At 37.8% G+C, this 16,704-nt stretch carries 14 protein-coding genes; 4 read left to right on the top strand and 10 right to left on the bottom strand.

Annotated features, from left to right (window positions below; all coding sequences use genetic code 11):
- Positions 1-2: 2 nt before the first annotated feature.
- From FNN09_RS12215 to FNN09_RS12200, 4 genes are all read right to left on the bottom strand, one after another.
- Entirely contained in the window at positions 3-848 is an 846-nt protein-coding gene (locus FNN09_RS12215; RefSeq protein WP_143302647.1) for a peptidyl-prolyl cis-trans isomerase, read from the bottom strand.
- Positions 849-878: 30 nt separating this feature from the next.
- Positions 879-1,991 carry a fasciclin domain-containing protein gene (locus FNN09_RS12210; protein WP_143302646.1) on the bottom strand — a complete coding sequence of 371 codons (1,113 nt, stop codon included), beginning with the start codon at positions 1,989-1,991 and terminating at the stop codon, positions 879-881.
- Positions 1,992-1,994: 3 nt separating this feature from the next.
- Entirely contained in the window at positions 1,995-2,918 is a 924-nt protein-coding gene (locus FNN09_RS12205) for a permease (RefSeq protein ID WP_143302645.1), read from the bottom strand.
- Positions 2,919-3,081: 163 nt separating this feature from the next.
- On the bottom strand, positions 3,082-3,660 hold the full coding sequence (locus FNN09_RS12200; RefSeq protein ID WP_143302644.1) for an HD domain-containing protein: 579 nt from the start codon (positions 3,658-3,660) through the stop codon (positions 3,082-3,084).
- A gap of 265 nt (positions 3,661-3,925) precedes the next feature.
- Between FNN09_RS12200 and FNN09_RS12195 the strand changes: the two genes are divergently transcribed.
- Positions 3,926-4,354: a bacteriohemerythrin gene (locus FNN09_RS12195; protein ID WP_143302643.1), complete on the top strand. Its 429-nt coding sequence runs from the start codon at positions 3,926-3,928 to the stop codon at positions 4,352-4,354.
- Positions 4,355-4,757: 403 nt separating this feature from the next.
- Positions 4,758-5,627, top strand: a complete 870-nt coding sequence (locus tag FNN09_RS12190) for an AraC family transcriptional regulator (protein ID WP_143302642.1) — start codon at positions 4,758-4,760, stop codon at positions 5,625-5,627.
- A 119-nt stretch (positions 5,628-5,746) separates the two neighbouring features.
- Here FNN09_RS12190 and FNN09_RS12185 read toward each other — a convergent pair whose 3' ends face one another.
- The 6 genes from FNN09_RS12185 to FNN09_RS12160 form a co-directional block, all read right to left on the bottom strand.
- Positions 5,747-6,805 carry a VOC family protein gene (locus FNN09_RS12185; protein ID WP_143302641.1) on the bottom strand — a complete coding sequence of 353 codons (1,059 nt, stop codon included), beginning with the start codon at positions 6,803-6,805 and terminating at the stop codon, positions 5,747-5,749.
- A 138-nt stretch (positions 6,806-6,943) separates the two neighbouring features.
- Positions 6,944-7,741: an SDR family oxidoreductase gene (locus FNN09_RS12180; RefSeq protein ID WP_143302640.1), complete on the bottom strand. Its 798-nt coding sequence runs from the start codon at positions 7,739-7,741 to the stop codon at positions 6,944-6,946.
- A 70-nt stretch (positions 7,742-7,811) separates the two neighbouring features.
- Entirely contained in the window at positions 7,812-9,104 is a 1,293-nt protein-coding gene (locus tag FNN09_RS12175; protein WP_143302639.1) for a 1-acyl-sn-glycerol-3-phosphate acyltransferase, read from the bottom strand.
- Positions 9,101-11,494: an RND family transporter gene (locus FNN09_RS12170; protein WP_143302638.1), complete on the bottom strand. Its 2,394-nt coding sequence runs from the start codon at positions 11,492-11,494 to the stop codon at positions 9,101-9,103. Before FNN09_RS12170 ends, FNN09_RS12175 begins: the two co-directional genes overlap by 4 nt.
- Positions 11,495-11,924: 430 nt before the next feature.
- Entirely contained in the window at positions 11,925-14,378 is a 2,454-nt protein-coding gene (locus FNN09_RS12165; RefSeq protein ID WP_143302637.1) for a bifunctional UDP-N-acetylmuramoyl-tripeptide:D-alanyl-D-alanine ligase/alanine racemase, read from the bottom strand.
- A gap of 2 nt (positions 14,379-14,380) precedes the next feature.
- Positions 14,381-14,956 (bottom strand): thymidine kinase, encoded by a 576-nt coding sequence (locus FNN09_RS12160; protein ID WP_143302636.1) that lies wholly within the window; start codon positions 14,954-14,956, stop codon positions 14,381-14,383.
- Between the two features lie 69 nt (positions 14,957-15,025).
- Between FNN09_RS12160 and FNN09_RS12155 the strand changes: the two genes are divergently transcribed.
- Positions 15,026-15,955 carry a hypothetical protein gene (locus FNN09_RS12155; RefSeq protein ID WP_143302635.1) on the top strand — a complete coding sequence of 310 codons (930 nt, stop codon included), beginning with the start codon at positions 15,026-15,028 and terminating at the stop codon, positions 15,953-15,955.
- A complete protein-coding gene (gene rsmI, locus FNN09_RS12150) occupies positions 15,955-16,674 on the top strand; it encodes a 16S rRNA (cytidine(1402)-2'-O)-methyltransferase (RefSeq protein ID WP_143302634.1) in 720 nt (239 codons plus the stop codon). Before FNN09_RS12155 ends, rsmI begins: the two co-directional genes overlap by 1 nt.
- Positions 16,675-16,704: the final 30 nt, after the last annotated feature.

Here is a 16,704-nt window from a genome sequence, read left to right as displayed (position 1 = left end):
AATTAACTATTATCCTTAACACCTCGTTTTGAGTCCTCAAAAACAACCTTGTATTGCTCTCGCATCAATGCATACTCTTCCTTTTTTCGTATCTCTTTTTGTTCAGCCGCCCATTCACGCTCAACTAAATCCCACACTTTATCCAATTCAGGAACCTTGCCTTTTTGAACCTCATCAACCCATACCAAATGCCAACCATATACCGAAGCTATTGGGCCATGCCACATTAATTTCTCCAAATCAAATACCTGTTCAGCAAATTCTTTTCCTGTATGCCTTGCTACATTGGAGCGTGTTTCAGACGTAAAGCTAATTGGTAACATCCTTAAACTATAATGCTCATATTTACTGATATCGGCACCTTTTCTAAGCTCGTTTAGTACGGCTGTTGCTTTTTCCTTTTCGTTCACATCAAAATATAAGTGCGAAAATGAAATACTTGATTCAGCTCTGAACTTTTCTGGGTTAGCAAGTAAGTAATCACTTAACTGTTGCTCTGTGGCATACACGGTGACATAATCATCCAACATCATTTCCATCAACTGGCGCAACCTTTTTTTTACGGCAATATCTGATTTATCAAGCCCCATATTCACAGCCTCTTTATAGAATATTTCATCCATTATGTGCCCGTATATTTGATTCTGCATTTCATCAACTGTGGGATAGCGGCTCCATGTACGCTTATAATCTTCGCGCAATAATTCAATTTGTGCATTACTAACAACTATCTTTTTATCATTACTATCAACCAAGCGCCCAATAGCACCATAGATGACATACATGAATGCACCAAGAATTATAAAAATGAATAAGGGATGCTTTAGTAAGTTTTTTACTCTTCTCATATGGTCAGGTTTGTTCGGTTTTGATTCTATTTATTCGTTAGGATCTGTAATGGCCGGGTAGATGAAATGTATGATACCATTTTGTGCTTCTGTGTCTTCAAATAAAACACGTGAATTATTAATGGTGTGTTTTGCACACTTAAAGTTAATCGTTAGTTCATCACCACCTAGTGTTTTTACTTGTTTGTAGTTCGCCAAATCATCACTAAATAGCTTTCCTTTAACAATGTGTGCGTTAATAAATTTCTTTAGTTTTCTGCGAGACAGTTCGTCCAGAGGTACATCTAAATCTTCCAAAGCTTTGTCAACAGGCACAAATAAAGTATATGCATCTTGCCCTGATAATTCATCTATTAAGCCTGACTTCATTAGCGCATTTTTGAATACCTGTATCTTCTCGCCCTCAAGAATTATTTCGGACAGCAATGGTAATTGATCCAGGCGGCTATACGCCATTATACTATCTACTTTCAGGTAATAATCTTTATTGACGGAGGAAATCATTGCTCTTCCAAAGCGAAAATTGGGCAGAGCAATTGCTTGGGTTTCATCCGCCAGCTTACCACTAATCATCAGCATTTGTCCATCTTCCAGCTCATCAAACATATCACTAGGCACCCTAAATCCAGTACCAAACATATCGGCCACGCAACAGTACATAAAGGTTGACATTAATGCAAAACTCTTTTGACCATCCAACTCATCTAAGCGCTTTACAACGCCCACAGTTGTAAATGAAGCCCCTGATTCGAAAAAAGCATCGGCTTGTAGCGTTGATAAATTGCGTAGCTCTTCTTTTGGAAAGCGTGTTTGATCTATTTGATCCCAAAGGCCAGCGCTCATAAATTGCTCAGATGGATCAATGGTGTTTGCATTGGGCAAATAGGGCTTGCCTATTAATACGATGAATAGTAATAATAAAAAGAACAGCACATTACTTAGGGAACCTTTGGGTAGCTTACTGGCTGATGCCAATCCTATTATTAAAATTAATAAGGCACCAGCAAATGTTAACCACCTGAAGTTTTCATTCATTAACAAACCGTACTTAGTAGATAGCGACAAGTAAAGAGCAAATGCACCAACTAATAACAGTAAGCCCGTTTCAATTATTCCGTATATTTTATGTAAAGCCTTTTGCATATTTTAAATACTTAATAAATCAAAACTCCCAATTAATAGCGTAGTAAAATATATTATTACAAAAGGAACAATTAACAATGTGATTACCATGGCACGTTTAAAAGCTAGTCCATACATCCCGATTAGTTTTAAATCAATCATAGGCCCAATGCCTATAAACGCTAATTGTGCTGCAGCAGGAAACCCGACAAATGAGGCGGCCACAAAAGCATCTGCCTCGGAGCATACCGATAAAAGAATGGCTAAAATCATCATACCAGCAATTGACAAAGCCAAATTATTACTAAAGTACGCCATGGTATCAACGGGCAAAAAGGTTTTAAAAGCCCCAGCAATTATGGCTCCCAGAATAAGGTATTTACCCATATCCATAAATTCAACAGCAGCATGACGAAGCGTCGCTATTATTTTTTGAATCAGTGACTCATTTGAATGATCGTGATGGTGAAAATGATGTTCATGTTCATCAGTATGATGATGACCTGAGTGTTTTACAGGCCTAACTACCGATACCAATTGACGTGCTATTAAAGCAACAATAGCAGCAACGATTATAGCCAGCGCAATGCGAGCAAAAACCATTGGTATACTACCTCTGAATGCAATATACGTAGATGCCAATACAACCGGATTCACAATTGGGGCAGCCAACATATAGGCAATAGCAATGTAGGGTGGCACTCCTTTATTAATTAATCGACGAACAATAGGCACAACACCACACTCACAAGTTGGCAAAACAAAGCCAGAACCAATACCAAGCAATAAGCCTCCAGCAATATTCCGGGGCACCAAACGTATTATGCGTTGTGTTGAAACAAATACTTCAATTATAGATGAAAAAAGAGCACCAACGACCAGAAAAGGCATGGCCTCGATAAAAATAGCAAGCGATATGGCGGAAAATAGGTTAAAGGTTTCGTGCATTCTTACGATATGTCTTTGTTACGATTGCAATCCACAGATTTTATGCTTAGTACCCTAAAAGACGTAATTGAGCTCTTTGGTTTATAACAACAATCCTATACTAATTAGCAATCTAATTCAATTTTTGTTTTTAAAACGTTAAGTTAAATGTATAGAACAAGTACTACTTTTCGATACCACTTAAACCTAAATCGTCAGCAATGCCCTGCATACCTTTAATGGTTTCTTCCATTAGTTGTTCAATAGGCATGTTAAGTAAGTCTGCACCTTTAGAAATAATGTTACGATCTACCTTTGCAGCAAAACGTTTATCTTTCCAGCGTTTTTTAAGCGATTTAATTGTTAGGGAGTGAATGCTTTTATCGGGTCGCACCAATGTAGCGGTCGTTACTAAACCAGTTAACTCATCGCAGGCATATAGCACTTTTTCCATGGTTTCCTTTGGTTCAATATCGGTACAAATACCCCATGCATGGCTTAGTATTGCTCTGATATAATCATCGGGCCAATTCGCCTCCTGAAGTATGGCTTTGGTTTTTATGCAATGTTCATCGGGATACATCTCGTAGTCGAGATCGTGCATCAAGCCAATAATACCCCATTTATCTTCATCTTCCTTGTTTAATCTTGCAAAATGGCGCATAACGGCTTCTACGGCCAGTGCATGTCGGTAAAGACTATCTGTTTTATTATAACTAAGGAATAAATCAAGGGCCTGTTTTCGATTGGGTTTGTATGACATCTGATTTAGGTTAAAAATTAGAATGAAGATAGCACAAAACCAATAAAATACAAGAGATGCCGTTGTCTATTCAATGCAATGAGGCCTGCCTAAATTTCTTCAGTCCTGTTTTCTCGCATGAACCAATGTAAACCTTGCATTTTCTTTATTTTATCAACAAAAGAAATCAAACTACTAAAAAAACAATAACTTTAAATGTGGCCAAATTGAAATTATAATGACAATCTGTTTCTTCGGCCCATCACTTATAATATAATACACCTCTATGATTACAAACAAAATTATTGAATGGAAAACAGAATATGAAGTTGGCAACTATGACATAGATGCCGAACACCGAATTTTCATAAATATTATACGTAAGATCTCGAATGCATATTATAATCAATCCGATACTCAAACACTAGACGATCTGGTACATGAATTAATTAAATACACCGAGTTTCATTTTTGCAGTGAGGAAAATTTGATGAAAGCAATTGACTACCCTGATTTTAATAATCACCGCCAAATACATTCTAATCTTTTACTTAAGTTGAAAGATGAAATCAACATTGTGATGGCTAAACACATCAACTTTGATATATTGATTGATTTTCTAGTGGACTGGTTTATTAAGCACACAACAATGGAAGATCAAAAGTTAGCCAATTACATCACACAAATTCACGTAGATAAAGCTCTGAACAATTAATTAGTGCAAAATCAACAATAGCAATAAGAATAAGGTGCCATTGAGATAACTTCAATAAACAGGACTATCAATCCAACGTACCAACGGCGCAATGGAATTGACCGACTGCGCAATCAATTTCGCCAAGCTCTCGGTCGATTTCAACCAGTGCGCAAGGCATTGTAAGGCTTGCGCAAGGCATTTCCACGACCTCTCAGTGGATTGTAACAAGCTCTCAGTGGATTTCCACGACCTCTCAATCAATTTCGTCTGTTGCGCATAGCAATGTAAGAGGGCTGTAAATTCATTTTAGTGAGCTGCACTTATGATTTACCACAAGCTTATTTTAGTACAAAATTAACACCCCCCTTTAGTTTATAGTATATATTTATTAATATCGCCATTCTGTTGACATTAAATAGATATGAAAGCACAAAAAGAATACTTATCAGCTAATATCATGCACTCTTTTAGGGTGAAGCACACCATTCTTCCCTATATGGATAGTGCATGGCATTACCATCCCGATTATGAGCTCATTTATATGGTAAAGGGAAAAGGTAAGCGCTTTATTGGCGATAGTGTTGATGATTTTGTAGCTGGCGATCTTGTTTTTATGGGTCCTAACCTACCTCATGTTTACAAGAGTGATGAAATACATTATCAAGGAAATGATGATGTGCAAACTGAAGTTATTGTCATTCAATTTAAACACAATGTTTTTGGTGATGTTTTTTTTAACCTACCCGAGTTAAAGGATATTAATAAAGTATTGAGCAATAGTTTAAAAGGAATTAAGATAAGCGGAAGAACCAAGGATAAAGTGGTATCGGAAATGTGGCGTATTGTTAATTTAAACGGCGTAATGCGCATATCTTCCCTTTTGAACATTCTACATCTGCTTACTGACTCTGAGGATTTATCGACGGTTATTAAAGGTGTGTATAAGAAAAACTTCAGCGATAAGAATTCGGAGAAACTAGGAAAAGTATTTGAATATACCCTTCATAATTTTAAAAAAAACATTCAGCTTGATGAGATAGCCACCATTGCTAATATGAGCAAAACGGCCTTTTGTCGTTTTTTTAAAGTTAAAACAACAAAAACATTTCACCAGTACCTAACAGACATAAGAATAGGCCATGCCTGTGAGTTACTTATTGATTCTGATTTAACAATGTCACAAATTAGCAACCAGTGTGGTTTTAACAGTCAATCGCTTTTTAACCGACAGTTTAAAGCAATCAAAGGAGAAACCCCTCGAGAGTTTTATGCACGTTACAAAAACATCTGAGCTAATATTGTGAATATGCAGATATGTTTTAGTTTTTGATTGCAGGAGACTATTAAAAACAAAAACCTGCGAATTTAAGTCACAGGTTTTATTATATGTTATCAACTATTTATATCAAATTAATCCTTAATACGACTAAATGCCAAAGTGTTTATCATCCACTTAGGAAGTCCTTTTTTAGGATTACGACCTTTTAAATTCATGTACCAACCCAATTTCTCAACAATAGGCAGTTTATGAGTCTCCACAAATTCAATTAAGGTACCGTCAGGATCTTCAATATAGGCGAAATGTCCAGCTGCTACACCCATATCAAAACTATCGGCGCTATCAACGGTAAAGGCAAAATCTTTCTCCTTGCACTCTTTGCGCAGTAGATCCATGCCAATAATATCAAAACAGAGATGAATAAAACCTAGTTCTCCCCAGATTCTATCTTTAAATATCTTTTGCGGCTCACGATCCAGTGCTTGAACCAACTCAATCTGTGTTGGTCCGTATATTTTGCAGAAACTACCCGTACGTGGCTGTGCATGCTTTAACAATACTCTTCTGAATTTTTGTCCTCCACTGGCTAAGCACTTGTAATCATCAAAGGTGTCGGTTACATCGTAAACCACCTCATCGTACTGCAATATATCGCGGTATACTTTAAACGCACTTTCAATATCACTGACTCCAATCACACAACCGAATACACCACCTGTCACCGATTTTTGTTTCTTATAGCAAAAATCTTCCTGCACAATTTCAAACAAATTATTGTACGGATCTTTTAAGTAATAATGCTTATTACCCACAGGGTCAACAGCTAACTCGCCTTGAATATCTAATCCACTTTTTTGATGAGTAGCATAGGCTTGTTCAATATTGGTCGTTTTAATTTTTGTAATAAATATACCATAATCGCCAAGGTTTAATTCAAAAGCTGCTACCTTAGGTTCAATGCCAGTATGCTGCCATATTTCAAAACCGCCACCACCTTCCATATTTAAGGCAAGTGCGGCATATCGTTCACGCGTTTTTCCATCGGTATGTGGCAACATCAGTTCAGCTACAGCAGTATCTTCAAAAACATTAATATCCATACCAAAATGCTTTCGGTACCATGCCCATGCTTCTTTAGCATCTTTCACTCCAACTCCCACCTGCTGAATTCCCGCTATTGTTTTTCTCATGCGATTATAATTTACTTTCTTTTGCCACATGCAACTCGCCATAAGCAATCATACTCCTGTGTGTTAAGTAATCAAACGGCTCATTGCATTCACTGTGCATCTTATCTGTGTATCAACGATTAAATACCCTACCAAGCTTTATGTGTGATCAATTTTCTTTGTCATTGAACGATATAAGAATGGTAAGAATTTGTGAATATACACCATTAATAATTCTTTCTTACCTACCAATATATCTTTCTTGTCATTTTTTATGGCCTTAACAATCACGGCCGCACATTTTTCACTTGACAAACCAGTTTCCTGACCTGGATCCATCACACCATTGGCTGTTCCATCTGCCAACAAGGCATGTTTTGATATATTGGTTTGGATACGACCTGGAGAAACAATGGTTACATTAATATTGTGTGCCGACAACTCAGCATCTAAAGATTCGAAAAAACCTTGAATAGCATGCTTAGAAGCAGCATAAGCTGATCGCAATGGGAAACCAAATTTACCAACAATACTGCTGACTGCCACCACATGACCACTTCCTTGCTGTAGCATGTGCGGTAGTACCAATTTAGTAAGAGCCACAACACTAAAGTAATTAAGCTCCATAATCTTTCTGTCGTTATCAATTGGTGTATCCTTTGCCAATGATCGTTGGCTCATGCCTGCATTGTTAATCAAAACATCAATAACACCAACTTGCTTTAGTACACTTTCAACTAAATTATTAAAACCCGAAACCTCAAATAAATCGGCCTCATACACAAAGCATTCAGCTGATAATTTTTCACAGTTGAGCTTTACCTCATTTAGCTTTTGTTTGTTACGAGCCGTTAAAACCAAGCGAGCACCTTGCCTAGCCATTTCGTATGCCAATGCTTCTCCAATACCAGATGACGCTCCAGTAATCCAAACCACTTTGTTCTTCAAATTCTTCATGTACAAAAAGTGTTAATTCATCAGAGGTTTAATCACACTCATTTCTCTCTTCAACAGACAACTTAACTATCTAAGCCAGTATTTGTTTAATCTGCTCTCTAAGCGATAGTAATTCGTTTTGCAACTGAGGTACTTGATTAAACACTTTACTTGCCCTCGATTTACTTAAATAGCTCAAATATTGATCGCGCAATAAAACTGACCAAAAGCCAGTAAAAGCCATGCAAAAAACAACTAAGCATCCAGAAAAAGGCGATAACACATTAACCAAAATTATTATAAGCAAGTAATATAATAAACCTAACATCCAAGAGGCTCCAACATAAACTGATCCGTAAAACTCAGGTGTCTTTACAACCTTATCGGCCAAACGCCTACCTAAAAATACGGGTAGAACATTGAGAATATATGCAAGTGAGTATAATGGCAGTAGCAGCGCCAATGCGATAGATTTCAACACACCATTCTTACTCTTAACAACTGATGCATCATTTAAATTATTGGCCTGTAAAGCAGACGAATACTGATTGGTCAATTGTTCTAGGTTCTTATATTGCTCATTCTCATTTTCAAAAAGATGATTTATTCGATCGCTCACTTTTTTCTCAGCGGTCAAATGCGCTTCATCCTCATCATAAATAGGTAAAGCCTTAGGTGGCTTATCATTTACTGTTATTTCCAGACAAACATCCGCTACCTTATCTGCCTCTTTGGGTTTAACATGAATGGACTTGCTTACCAAAGCAGCATACAACTCATTATTAAACTCAAGCATTGCTTTGGCCGAATTTTCCTTATAAAGAGCTTCATATTTCTTCAATTCAATGGGCTCCCCAAAGTCAATCATTACGCGCTCACGTATTTTGGGCGCATTGCTATAATTCATCGAAACTGGCACCACTTTAACTCCAAGCTTAAAATCGCTCTGCTCTTCGGCTCCAAAAGCAATACGGGCAGTACCTTTACGCATTTTACGAACCCTTTTCTCTACAACACAAATTCCTTCAGAATGGATTAATATGACCTTACCACGACGCAGTTTTTGGGAATACATATCCAATGCTTCAATATTCTTCTTTACGTCCTTAACATTATCCATGGCGCGGTAAATGGGGGAAACAAACATTTGCCCCAATAAAAAGCGCTTGAACTTCGAGTTAAAAACATCGCCCCGAGCTAAAAACGTAAGTTGTCGCTTGGTAAATGCTCCTAAGGTCATGTCATCGATGAACGAATTAGGGTGCATGGCAGCCAATATAACTGGCCCCGATGAGGGATAATTTGATTTATTGCTAAAGCTTACTTTCTTAAAGTACAACCTTAGCACAAACATCATTGTGTATTTAAGCAGATAATAAATCATTTCTTTTTCTTCAATTTGGCCTTATCTAAAGACATGAGCATAGCTGGCAATAATATGAGGTTGGTTAGCATGGCAACCAAAAGAGTTAAGGACACCAACAAACCAAGAGCGATAGTTCCACCAAAGCTAGATGCTGTGAATATGGAAAATCCAAAAAACAATACGATGGATGTATAGATCATGCTCACGCCAGAACCTTTGATTGCTTCAATAACGGAGAATTTAATACGCCCACGATGGGCAGCCAGCTCCTGACGGTATTTAGCTAGATAATGAATACTGTCATCTACCGAAATACCAAATGCTATACTAAAAACCAATATGGTTGATGGCTTAATTTGAATACCAAAGTAGCCCATGATACCAGCTGTAAATAATAAAGGAATAACATTGGGCAATATGGATATGAGAGCCGTGCGTAGAGATTTAAACATTAGCGCGATGAACACAGATATTAAGATGATAGCAATTCCCAAACTCATAAACAGGTTACGCACCAGAAAATTTGTTCCCTCAAGAAAGACCAAACTAGTGCCTGTAAAGCTTACATTGTATTCCGCGGGAGGAAATATTTTATCAACCTCAACACGCAAGCTATCTTTAATATCACTTATTTGCAGTGTATTAACATTAGCCATCATCACTGTCATCCGTGCTATTTGATTGGTAGAATCAATAAAAGCAGCAAAGGAAGCATTGTTATCAACACCTTCACCCTTAAGTTTCTTTAGCTTGTTTAACTCACTTGGCCTTGGCAATGCATAAAACTTTGCATCTCCTCCCTTAAAGGTTTGATAAATATATTTTAGCCCATCTACCAAGGATATTGGTTTAGTGAAATAGGGACTAAAATTATCATCTCGTTGAATTAATTTATCCAGACGGTGCATTTTATACAAAGCCTTGGCTCCATTATTAAACACACCATTTTCTTCTTTGGTATCGATAATAATTTCAAAGGGTAAAACACCTTTATACTCTTTCTCAAAAAATAACAGATCCTGGTATACATCGTCATCATGTGGAATATCATCAACCACATTTCCTGCCGTTTGTATCATACTCATCCCGCCCAAACTAAAAAGCACCAATATGGCAGAACCAAGGTATACTCTGTTTCGATAATTGATGGTATGAAGAATAAGCCATTTAATCGCCCTGTTTAAAAACTTATTTTCCAAATGCTTGGTGTATTTTCCCGATGGCTTCTTTTGAAAACTTAAGGCAATAGGAAAAACCGTGACCGAGATTAAAAACAAGCACATGATATTGATAGAGGCAATAACTCCAAATTCAACCAATAGTGATGAACTTGTTACCAGAAAGGTTGCAAAACCAGCAGCTGTTGTAAGGTTAGTCAAAAATATAACCCCTCCTATTTTACTAATGGTAACTTCTAAAGCGCGTGAGGCTTTTCCATGAGAAGCACACTCCTGATGGTACTTATTCAACAGAAAAATAATATTGGGGATGCCAATAACAATAATAAGTGGCGGTATTAAACCTGTTAAAATGGTAATTTTAAAACCAAATAGCGCTATAAAGCCAAAAACCCACACAACAGATATTCCAACAATAAGTATGGATGTTAAAACGACTTTGAACGATCGGAAAATAATGTATAGAATTACGGCGAGTACCAAGGCTGCCAAGGCAATAAACATACTTAATTCGCCTCTCACTTTTGACATTACGTGCGTGCGAATATAAGGCAGGCCTGAGTAATGTATATCAATACCTGTTTCTTCGGTAAAAGCACTAGAGGCTTCTACCAGATGCTTCACCAGCTCAATACGACTTTTTGAATTAACAATTTCGTTTTGTAAGCTAACCGACATTAAAGTAACAAAGGTACTGTCGCTTTGACTAAATACCAGGTTGTTATAAAACTGATTGGCAGTTAATACACGAATGGTAGAGTCTAATTCGTGTTGCGTTTGTGGCGCAGTGGCAAAGTAAGGTTTATTACCAATGGTGGCATCTGCCTTATTATATTCCAGCCCTTGTAAATTACAAAGCGACATAACGGACTTAACACCCTTGTAATCTGCTCCATTAAACTGGACAGTTATATCTTTTATGGATTGATTCAGTTGATAGTAAGCTTGAAACTTGTCCAGCTCCAGAATGCTCGAATCTTTTACCGCCAGTAATATCAGGCGGGCATCTTCTCCAAATAGTTCTTTAAATTCGTTGTATTGAATATAGGTTGAATCTGTTTCGGGCAGCATTTGTGCCAACTCGTAGTCCAACTCGACTTTCTGAGCATTGTATCCCATAAAAAGCGTTATGCCAATTATAACGGAAAGTAATGCAACTCTGTATTTTATGATGATGTGATTAACTGCCTCTTTATCCACTTTGTACGATGTCATTAAAAATTCATGCAAAAGTAAGCTTTATAAATACAAATCTTCCATTATAAAGCCTTGAAAGTGGCCATTTTTTAACTATTGGGTTTTCTGCCCAAACCCGACTTCATTTCTTGCCTTGAAGCAAGAAACGCAAGCAAAGAAATTCAAGGCTGCTTTTTAAATAACTTTCTTATTTATCTCAATCTTAAGTGCGGCCGAGGGATTTCCGAATCAAGTTCGGAACTTCTCGGTCTTTCTAAAGCTTTCGAGAAAACTAAAGTTATTTAAAAGAGAGGCCATCATGCATAACACCTAAAATAAACCTCTCTAAAGCAAAGTATCGTTATTTCAATCCCCTTTTTATATTCTCTGGCTGAGGCCGAGATAGAACAAGACATATACCGTACATCAATAATTTTTCGGACGTTATAAACTAAACATGAAAATTTATCGACGAACTCAGTTATTATTCCATCACATACACACGCTTTACACGTCTGCTAATACTGGTTAGGATTTCGTATGGAATTGTTTTAAGTGTTTTTGCTAAGGCAGATATCGTTAAGTGGCTACCAAACACTTCCACTTCATCGCCCTCTTTAACAGGAATGTTGCTCACATCAACCATACACATATCCATGCAAACATTGCCAACCACAGATGCTTTTCGTCCATTGATTATAACATGTCCCACTCCATTGCTCAGCTGTCGGTTAAACCCATCGGCATAACCAATAGGAATAACGCCTATAAGCATATCTTTGGCGTACTTACCTTTTCTGCTATATCCAACTGTTTCGCCAGCTTTAACTGTTTTCAACTGCGACACATAAGATCTTAAGGTAGTGACTTGCTGTAGGTTTTCATCTGCCAGAGCCGATACTCCATACATACCAATCCCTAGGCGAACCATATCCATTTGTTGATCAACAAATCGCTCAATACCTGCTGAGTTTAGAGCATGTCGAATAAATGAATATCCTAATCCATTGTTTAACTGCGAACACGCTGCGTTAAAACGACTTAACTGCTGGCTTGTGAACTTATCGTGCACTGCCTCATCGCTTCCTGCCAAATGAGTAAACACACTGCTGACATATAAATCTGATGATTGCTTTAATACCTCAAGCAGTCGACTGAGTTCATCGGGTAAAAAACCCAATCGATTCATGCCAGTATCCACCTTAATATGTATGGGTACTCTACTGTAACCTTGTCGTTGTACCGCTTTTAAATAGGCATCAAGCACCTCAAAGCTATACACCTCAGGTTCCAGTTCATAATCAAGCATTAGAGGGAAACTGTTTAACTCTGGGTTCATCACAATAATCGGTAATGTGATACCCGCCTTACGCAACTCTATGCCCTCATCAGCAAAAGCTACCCCTAGATAGTCGACCTTTTGATGCGCTAACAGATTAGCAATTTCAAAGGACCCTGTTCCGTAACTAAAGGCTTTTACCATAGCCAGCAACTTAGTTTCAGGCAACAACTTTGAACGGAAGTACTTAACATTATGCGCCAGTGCATTTAAATTGATTTCCATAACTGTTTTGTGCCGCTGCAATTCCAAAACGGCTGATATCTGCTCAAAGGTAAACTGACGGGCTCCTTTAATTAAAATGGCCTCACTCTGAAAACTATTTCCATCAAACTCTCGCAAAAAAGCATCGGTACTTTCAAAGGCATTCTCACCTTTCATCACGCTATGCAGTTGCGGACCAATACCAATTAGTTTTGAAACACCTTTCTCCTCCAACAGCTTTACCACACTTTGATACCATTCGTGAGTAGTTTTACCACTTTGCACAATATCTGATAGTATGAGTGTCTTAGATAAACCACGTTTGGAACCCATCTGGTTTAAGGAGTCAAGTGCCAACTCAAGTGATGTTAAATCGGCACTGTAGCCATCATCAATTAACAAGCAATTATTGATGCCCTCCTTCTGCTCCAGTCGCATGGCCATGGGAGCCAACAACAATAATTCTCTTCTCAACTGTTCAACTGTCATGCCCAAATCCAATGCACACAGTATTACCAACAGAACATTATCAAAGGATATTTCATCGTGAAAAGGTACGGTTATTGAAAATTTTGTTTGCTGCCACAAAAGCTCCAATGTAGAACCTGACTCTTCCTTTTTAACTACTAGAAGTTGTAGCGAATTATGGGACTTATACCCACAACTCAGTAGTTTCTTATGAGCATATTGTTTTGTTACACTTGCGTTTACCAATTCATTATCGCCATGATAAAAAATGGTATGAGCCGATTGAAACAACAACAATTTTTCATCCAATTTTTGCTGCAAACTTTGGAAATTCTCCTGATGTGCCTGTCCCAAATTAGTCAATACACCATGGGTAGGCTTAATGCAATGCGCAATGCGTTCCATTTCACCTGGCTGCGAAATACCTGCTTCAACAATGGCATAATCAATATCCTTAGCTAACATCCATATGGATAAGGGCACACCAATCTGACTATTGTAGCTTCGTGGCGAACGACCTGTTTTATGATTAGATTCCAGAACTTTGTTTAACCACTCCTTAACGATCGTTTTACCATTACTACCTGTTATAGCAATAAAAGGGATGTTAAAAGACTGGCGTATTTCAGCAGCAATCTTCTGCAAACAATCATTTGAATTATCACACACAACAAAGCCTGCTTCTGAGTAATAGCCGTAATCAATTGACTGATCACTCTCTACAATAAAACAGCGCACGCCCTTTTGGTACAATTCATAAATATAGTCGTGCCCATTGTTACTTGAACTTTTTATGGCCACAAATACCGTTTTTTCAGGGATGATAGTCTTACGGCTATCATATACCAAGCGCTCAATCTCTAAAGTTCCAATACCCCTAAGCTCAGCATTGGACCAAGCGGCTAATTGTTGTATCGTATAAATCATAACTAACAGTTGGCTTTGGTAAAACAACAGCGACAAAGCGGCTCATACTCCCCTTTTTCTCCCAGAAGCACTAATTTCTCTTCATCCGATAAACGGTGCGAAAATTGGGCTAAATCGCCACAACGCATGCAAATGGCATGTACCTTGGTCACATATTCAGCCGTGGCTAATAAGGATGGAATAGGACCAAAAGGCTTACCTTGAAAATCCATATCCAATCCAGCCACAATTACTCTGATGCCCTGGTTGGCCAATTGATGGCACACTTCGGCCAAACCTTTATCAAAAAACTGTGCTTCGTCTATACCCACCACATTAACGTTACCGCTAAGCAACAATATATTACCCGATGATTCTACAGGCGTAGAACGAATAGCATTATCATCGTGCGACACCACTTCCGTTTCACTATAGCGAACATCAACCATTGGCTTAAAAATTTCCACTTTTTGCTGTGCTATTTTTGCGCGTTTTAATCGTCTCAACAGCTCTTCGGTTTTACCCGAGAACATTGAACCCACAATCACTTCAATCCATCCTTTTTGAGAATCCCTATTGGCCTTATTTTCAAGAAACATTTATCGTAACCCGTTTTTTAAATTGCAATCGTTAACTTTGTCATGTATGTTAAAAGCCACGCACTTATTATGGAAAAAGAAGCACTCATCAATATAATTCTCAATGACATTAAAGAAGTTCACAACCTGGTTAACAGCTTTAAAGGTAAAGAAGAACTTAACTCAGCTTTTATCAATTTAACTCGCACTAAAATAGCAAACATTAACGAGGAGTTATCATTGTTGGAACAACTTAATGTTCAAAAAACGAATAATCCAATCAGTGAGTCATCCTTAACATCTGAAATAACAAATACTTCAAGTACAAAAGATAATAGAGCCATAGCAGAATCATCAAGTGAATTTGTTAAAGCCGAATCCAATATTGAAGCAAATGCCCCTCTTGTTGAAACCAATCAAATAGAGGAAAAGCAAATTACCCCCACTATTGAAAAAACCTCGGTTATAGATGAGATCATCTCAAGCGATAAAGAAACAGACACAACGCCAGAAGAAGTAAGTTCTGTCAGTGAGGAAATAAGCATAAGTGAGCAAGACGTGGCCAATGAAGCTGATGAAAGGGTAAATGATAAGCAGGATACAGTTTCTGAGAGTAAAGATAAAAAACCGGCTGCAGTATCAAATACCAGTCATAAAGGCAGCTCAAAGCCAAAAGCAAGCGTTAACAACAAACCCAATGTACTAGGCGAAGTCATCAACAAAGACAACTCATCAGTTAACGATAAATTAGCTACTCAAAAAGAAGAAGTTCAAGATGTACGTCAAATAGGTAAACCCGTTGACGATGTTCGTAAAGCCTTTGGTTTGAACGATCGTTTTTATTATCAGCGTGAGTTATTTAACAACAAAGCCGATTTATTTAATCAGACACTGGAGCAAATAAATGCCATGGATTCATACCAGTCGGCCAAAGAATTTTTAAAGGCCAATTACAATTGGAGCGATGACAACCAGGCGACCGAATCATTTTTCAACAGCATTAAGAGAAGATTTATATAATGAGTAAATTATATGTGGTGCCAACCCCTATTGGCAACCTTGAAGACATCACTTTACGTGCCGTTCGCATCTTAAAAGAAGTGGACTTTATATTAGCTGAAGACACACGCACAACTGGTTTTTTACTAAAACATTTGGAGATATCAACCAGCATGATTTCTCACCATAAGTTTAACGAGCACACTTCGGTTGATAAAGTGTCGCAACGCATAAAAGCAGGAGAAACCGCCGCTTTAGTATCCGATGCTGGTACGCCTGCCATATCCGACCCTGGTTATCTTTTGGTAAAAAAATGTCTGGAAGAAGATGTTGCAGTGGAGTGTTTGCCAGGACCAACAGCGTTTGTGCCTGCATTGGTTAACTCAGGCTTACCCAACGACCGTTTTTGTTTTGAAGGGTTTTTACCCCAGAAGAAGGGACGTAAAACAAAAATGGAATCGCTAGCAACAGAATCGAGAACAATGATTTTTTACGAATCGCCCTTTCGTTTAGTAAAAACGCTTGGTCAGTTAGCCGAGTACTTTGGTAGTGATAGAAAAGCATCTGTTTCGAGGGAGATAAGTAAGCTGTACGAAGAAAACAAACAAGGTACATTGGAGGAATTGATTCAACATTTTTCAGCCAAAACAGTTAAAGGAGAAATTGTGCTGATTGTAGAAGGTAAAGTGGAAGAAAAGAAGAAAAAGAAACACGAAAGCAAATATCAAAAAGATAATTAGCGCGAACTAAACACAAGCATTGCAAAAAAT

The organism is Carboxylicivirga sp. M1479 (genome assembly GCF_007097485.1).
Taxonomy (GTDB): Bacteria; Bacteroidota; Bacteroidia; order Bacteroidales; family Marinilabiliaceae; genus Carboxylicivirga.
Note: the sequence above shows the minus strand (reverse complement) of the source record. Positions and strands in the feature narration are given on the sequence as shown.

Bases quoted from the DNA above. Each gene is read 5' to 3' on its own strand.
- FNN09_RS12205 (WP_143302645.1), bottom strand. From the start codon at position 2,918: ATGCACGAAACCTTTAACCTATTTTCCGCCATATCGCTTGCTATTTTT.
- FNN09_RS12215 (WP_143302647.1), bottom strand. From the start codon at position 848: ATGAGAAGAGTAAAAAACTTACTAAAGCATCCCTTATTCATTTTTATA.
- FNN09_RS12195 (WP_143302643.1), top strand. From the start codon at position 3,926: ATGATTACAAACAAAATTATTGAATGGAAAACAGAATATGAAGTTGGC.
- FNN09_RS12190 (WP_143302642.1), top strand. From the start codon at position 4,758: ATGAAAGCACAAAAAGAATACTTATCAGCTAATATCATGCACTCTTTT.
- FNN09_RS12160 (WP_143302636.1), bottom strand. From the start codon at position 14,956: ATGTTTCTTGAAAATAAGGCCAATAGGGATTCTCAAAAAGGATGGATT.
- FNN09_RS12200 (WP_143302644.1), bottom strand. From the start codon at position 3,660: ATGTCATACAAACCCAATCGAAAACAGGCCCTTGATTTATTCCTTAGT.
- FNN09_RS12210 (WP_143302646.1), bottom strand. From the start codon at position 1,991: ATGCAAAAGGCTTTACATAAAATATACGGAATAATTGAAACGGGCTTA.
- FNN09_RS12180 (WP_143302640.1), bottom strand. From the start codon at position 7,741: ATGAAGAATTTGAAGAACAAAGTGGTTTGGATTACTGGAGCGTCATCT.
- FNN09_RS12155 (WP_143302635.1), top strand. From the start codon at position 15,026: ATGGAAAAAGAAGCACTCATCAATATAATTCTCAATGACATTAAAGAA.
- FNN09_RS12185 (WP_143302641.1), bottom strand. From the start codon at position 6,805: ATGAGAAAAACAATAGCGGGAATTCAGCAGGTGGGAGTTGGAGTGAAA.
- rsmI (WP_143302634.1), top strand. From the start codon at position 15,955: ATGAGTAAATTATATGTGGTGCCAACCCCTATTGGCAACCTTGAAGAC.
- FNN09_RS12165 (WP_143302637.1), bottom strand. From the start codon at position 14,378: ATGATTTATACGATACAACAATTAGCCGCTTGGTCCAATGCTGAGCTT.
- FNN09_RS12175 (WP_143302639.1), bottom strand. From the start codon at position 9,104: ATGATTTATTATCTGCTTAAATACACAATGATGTTTGTGCTAAGGTTG.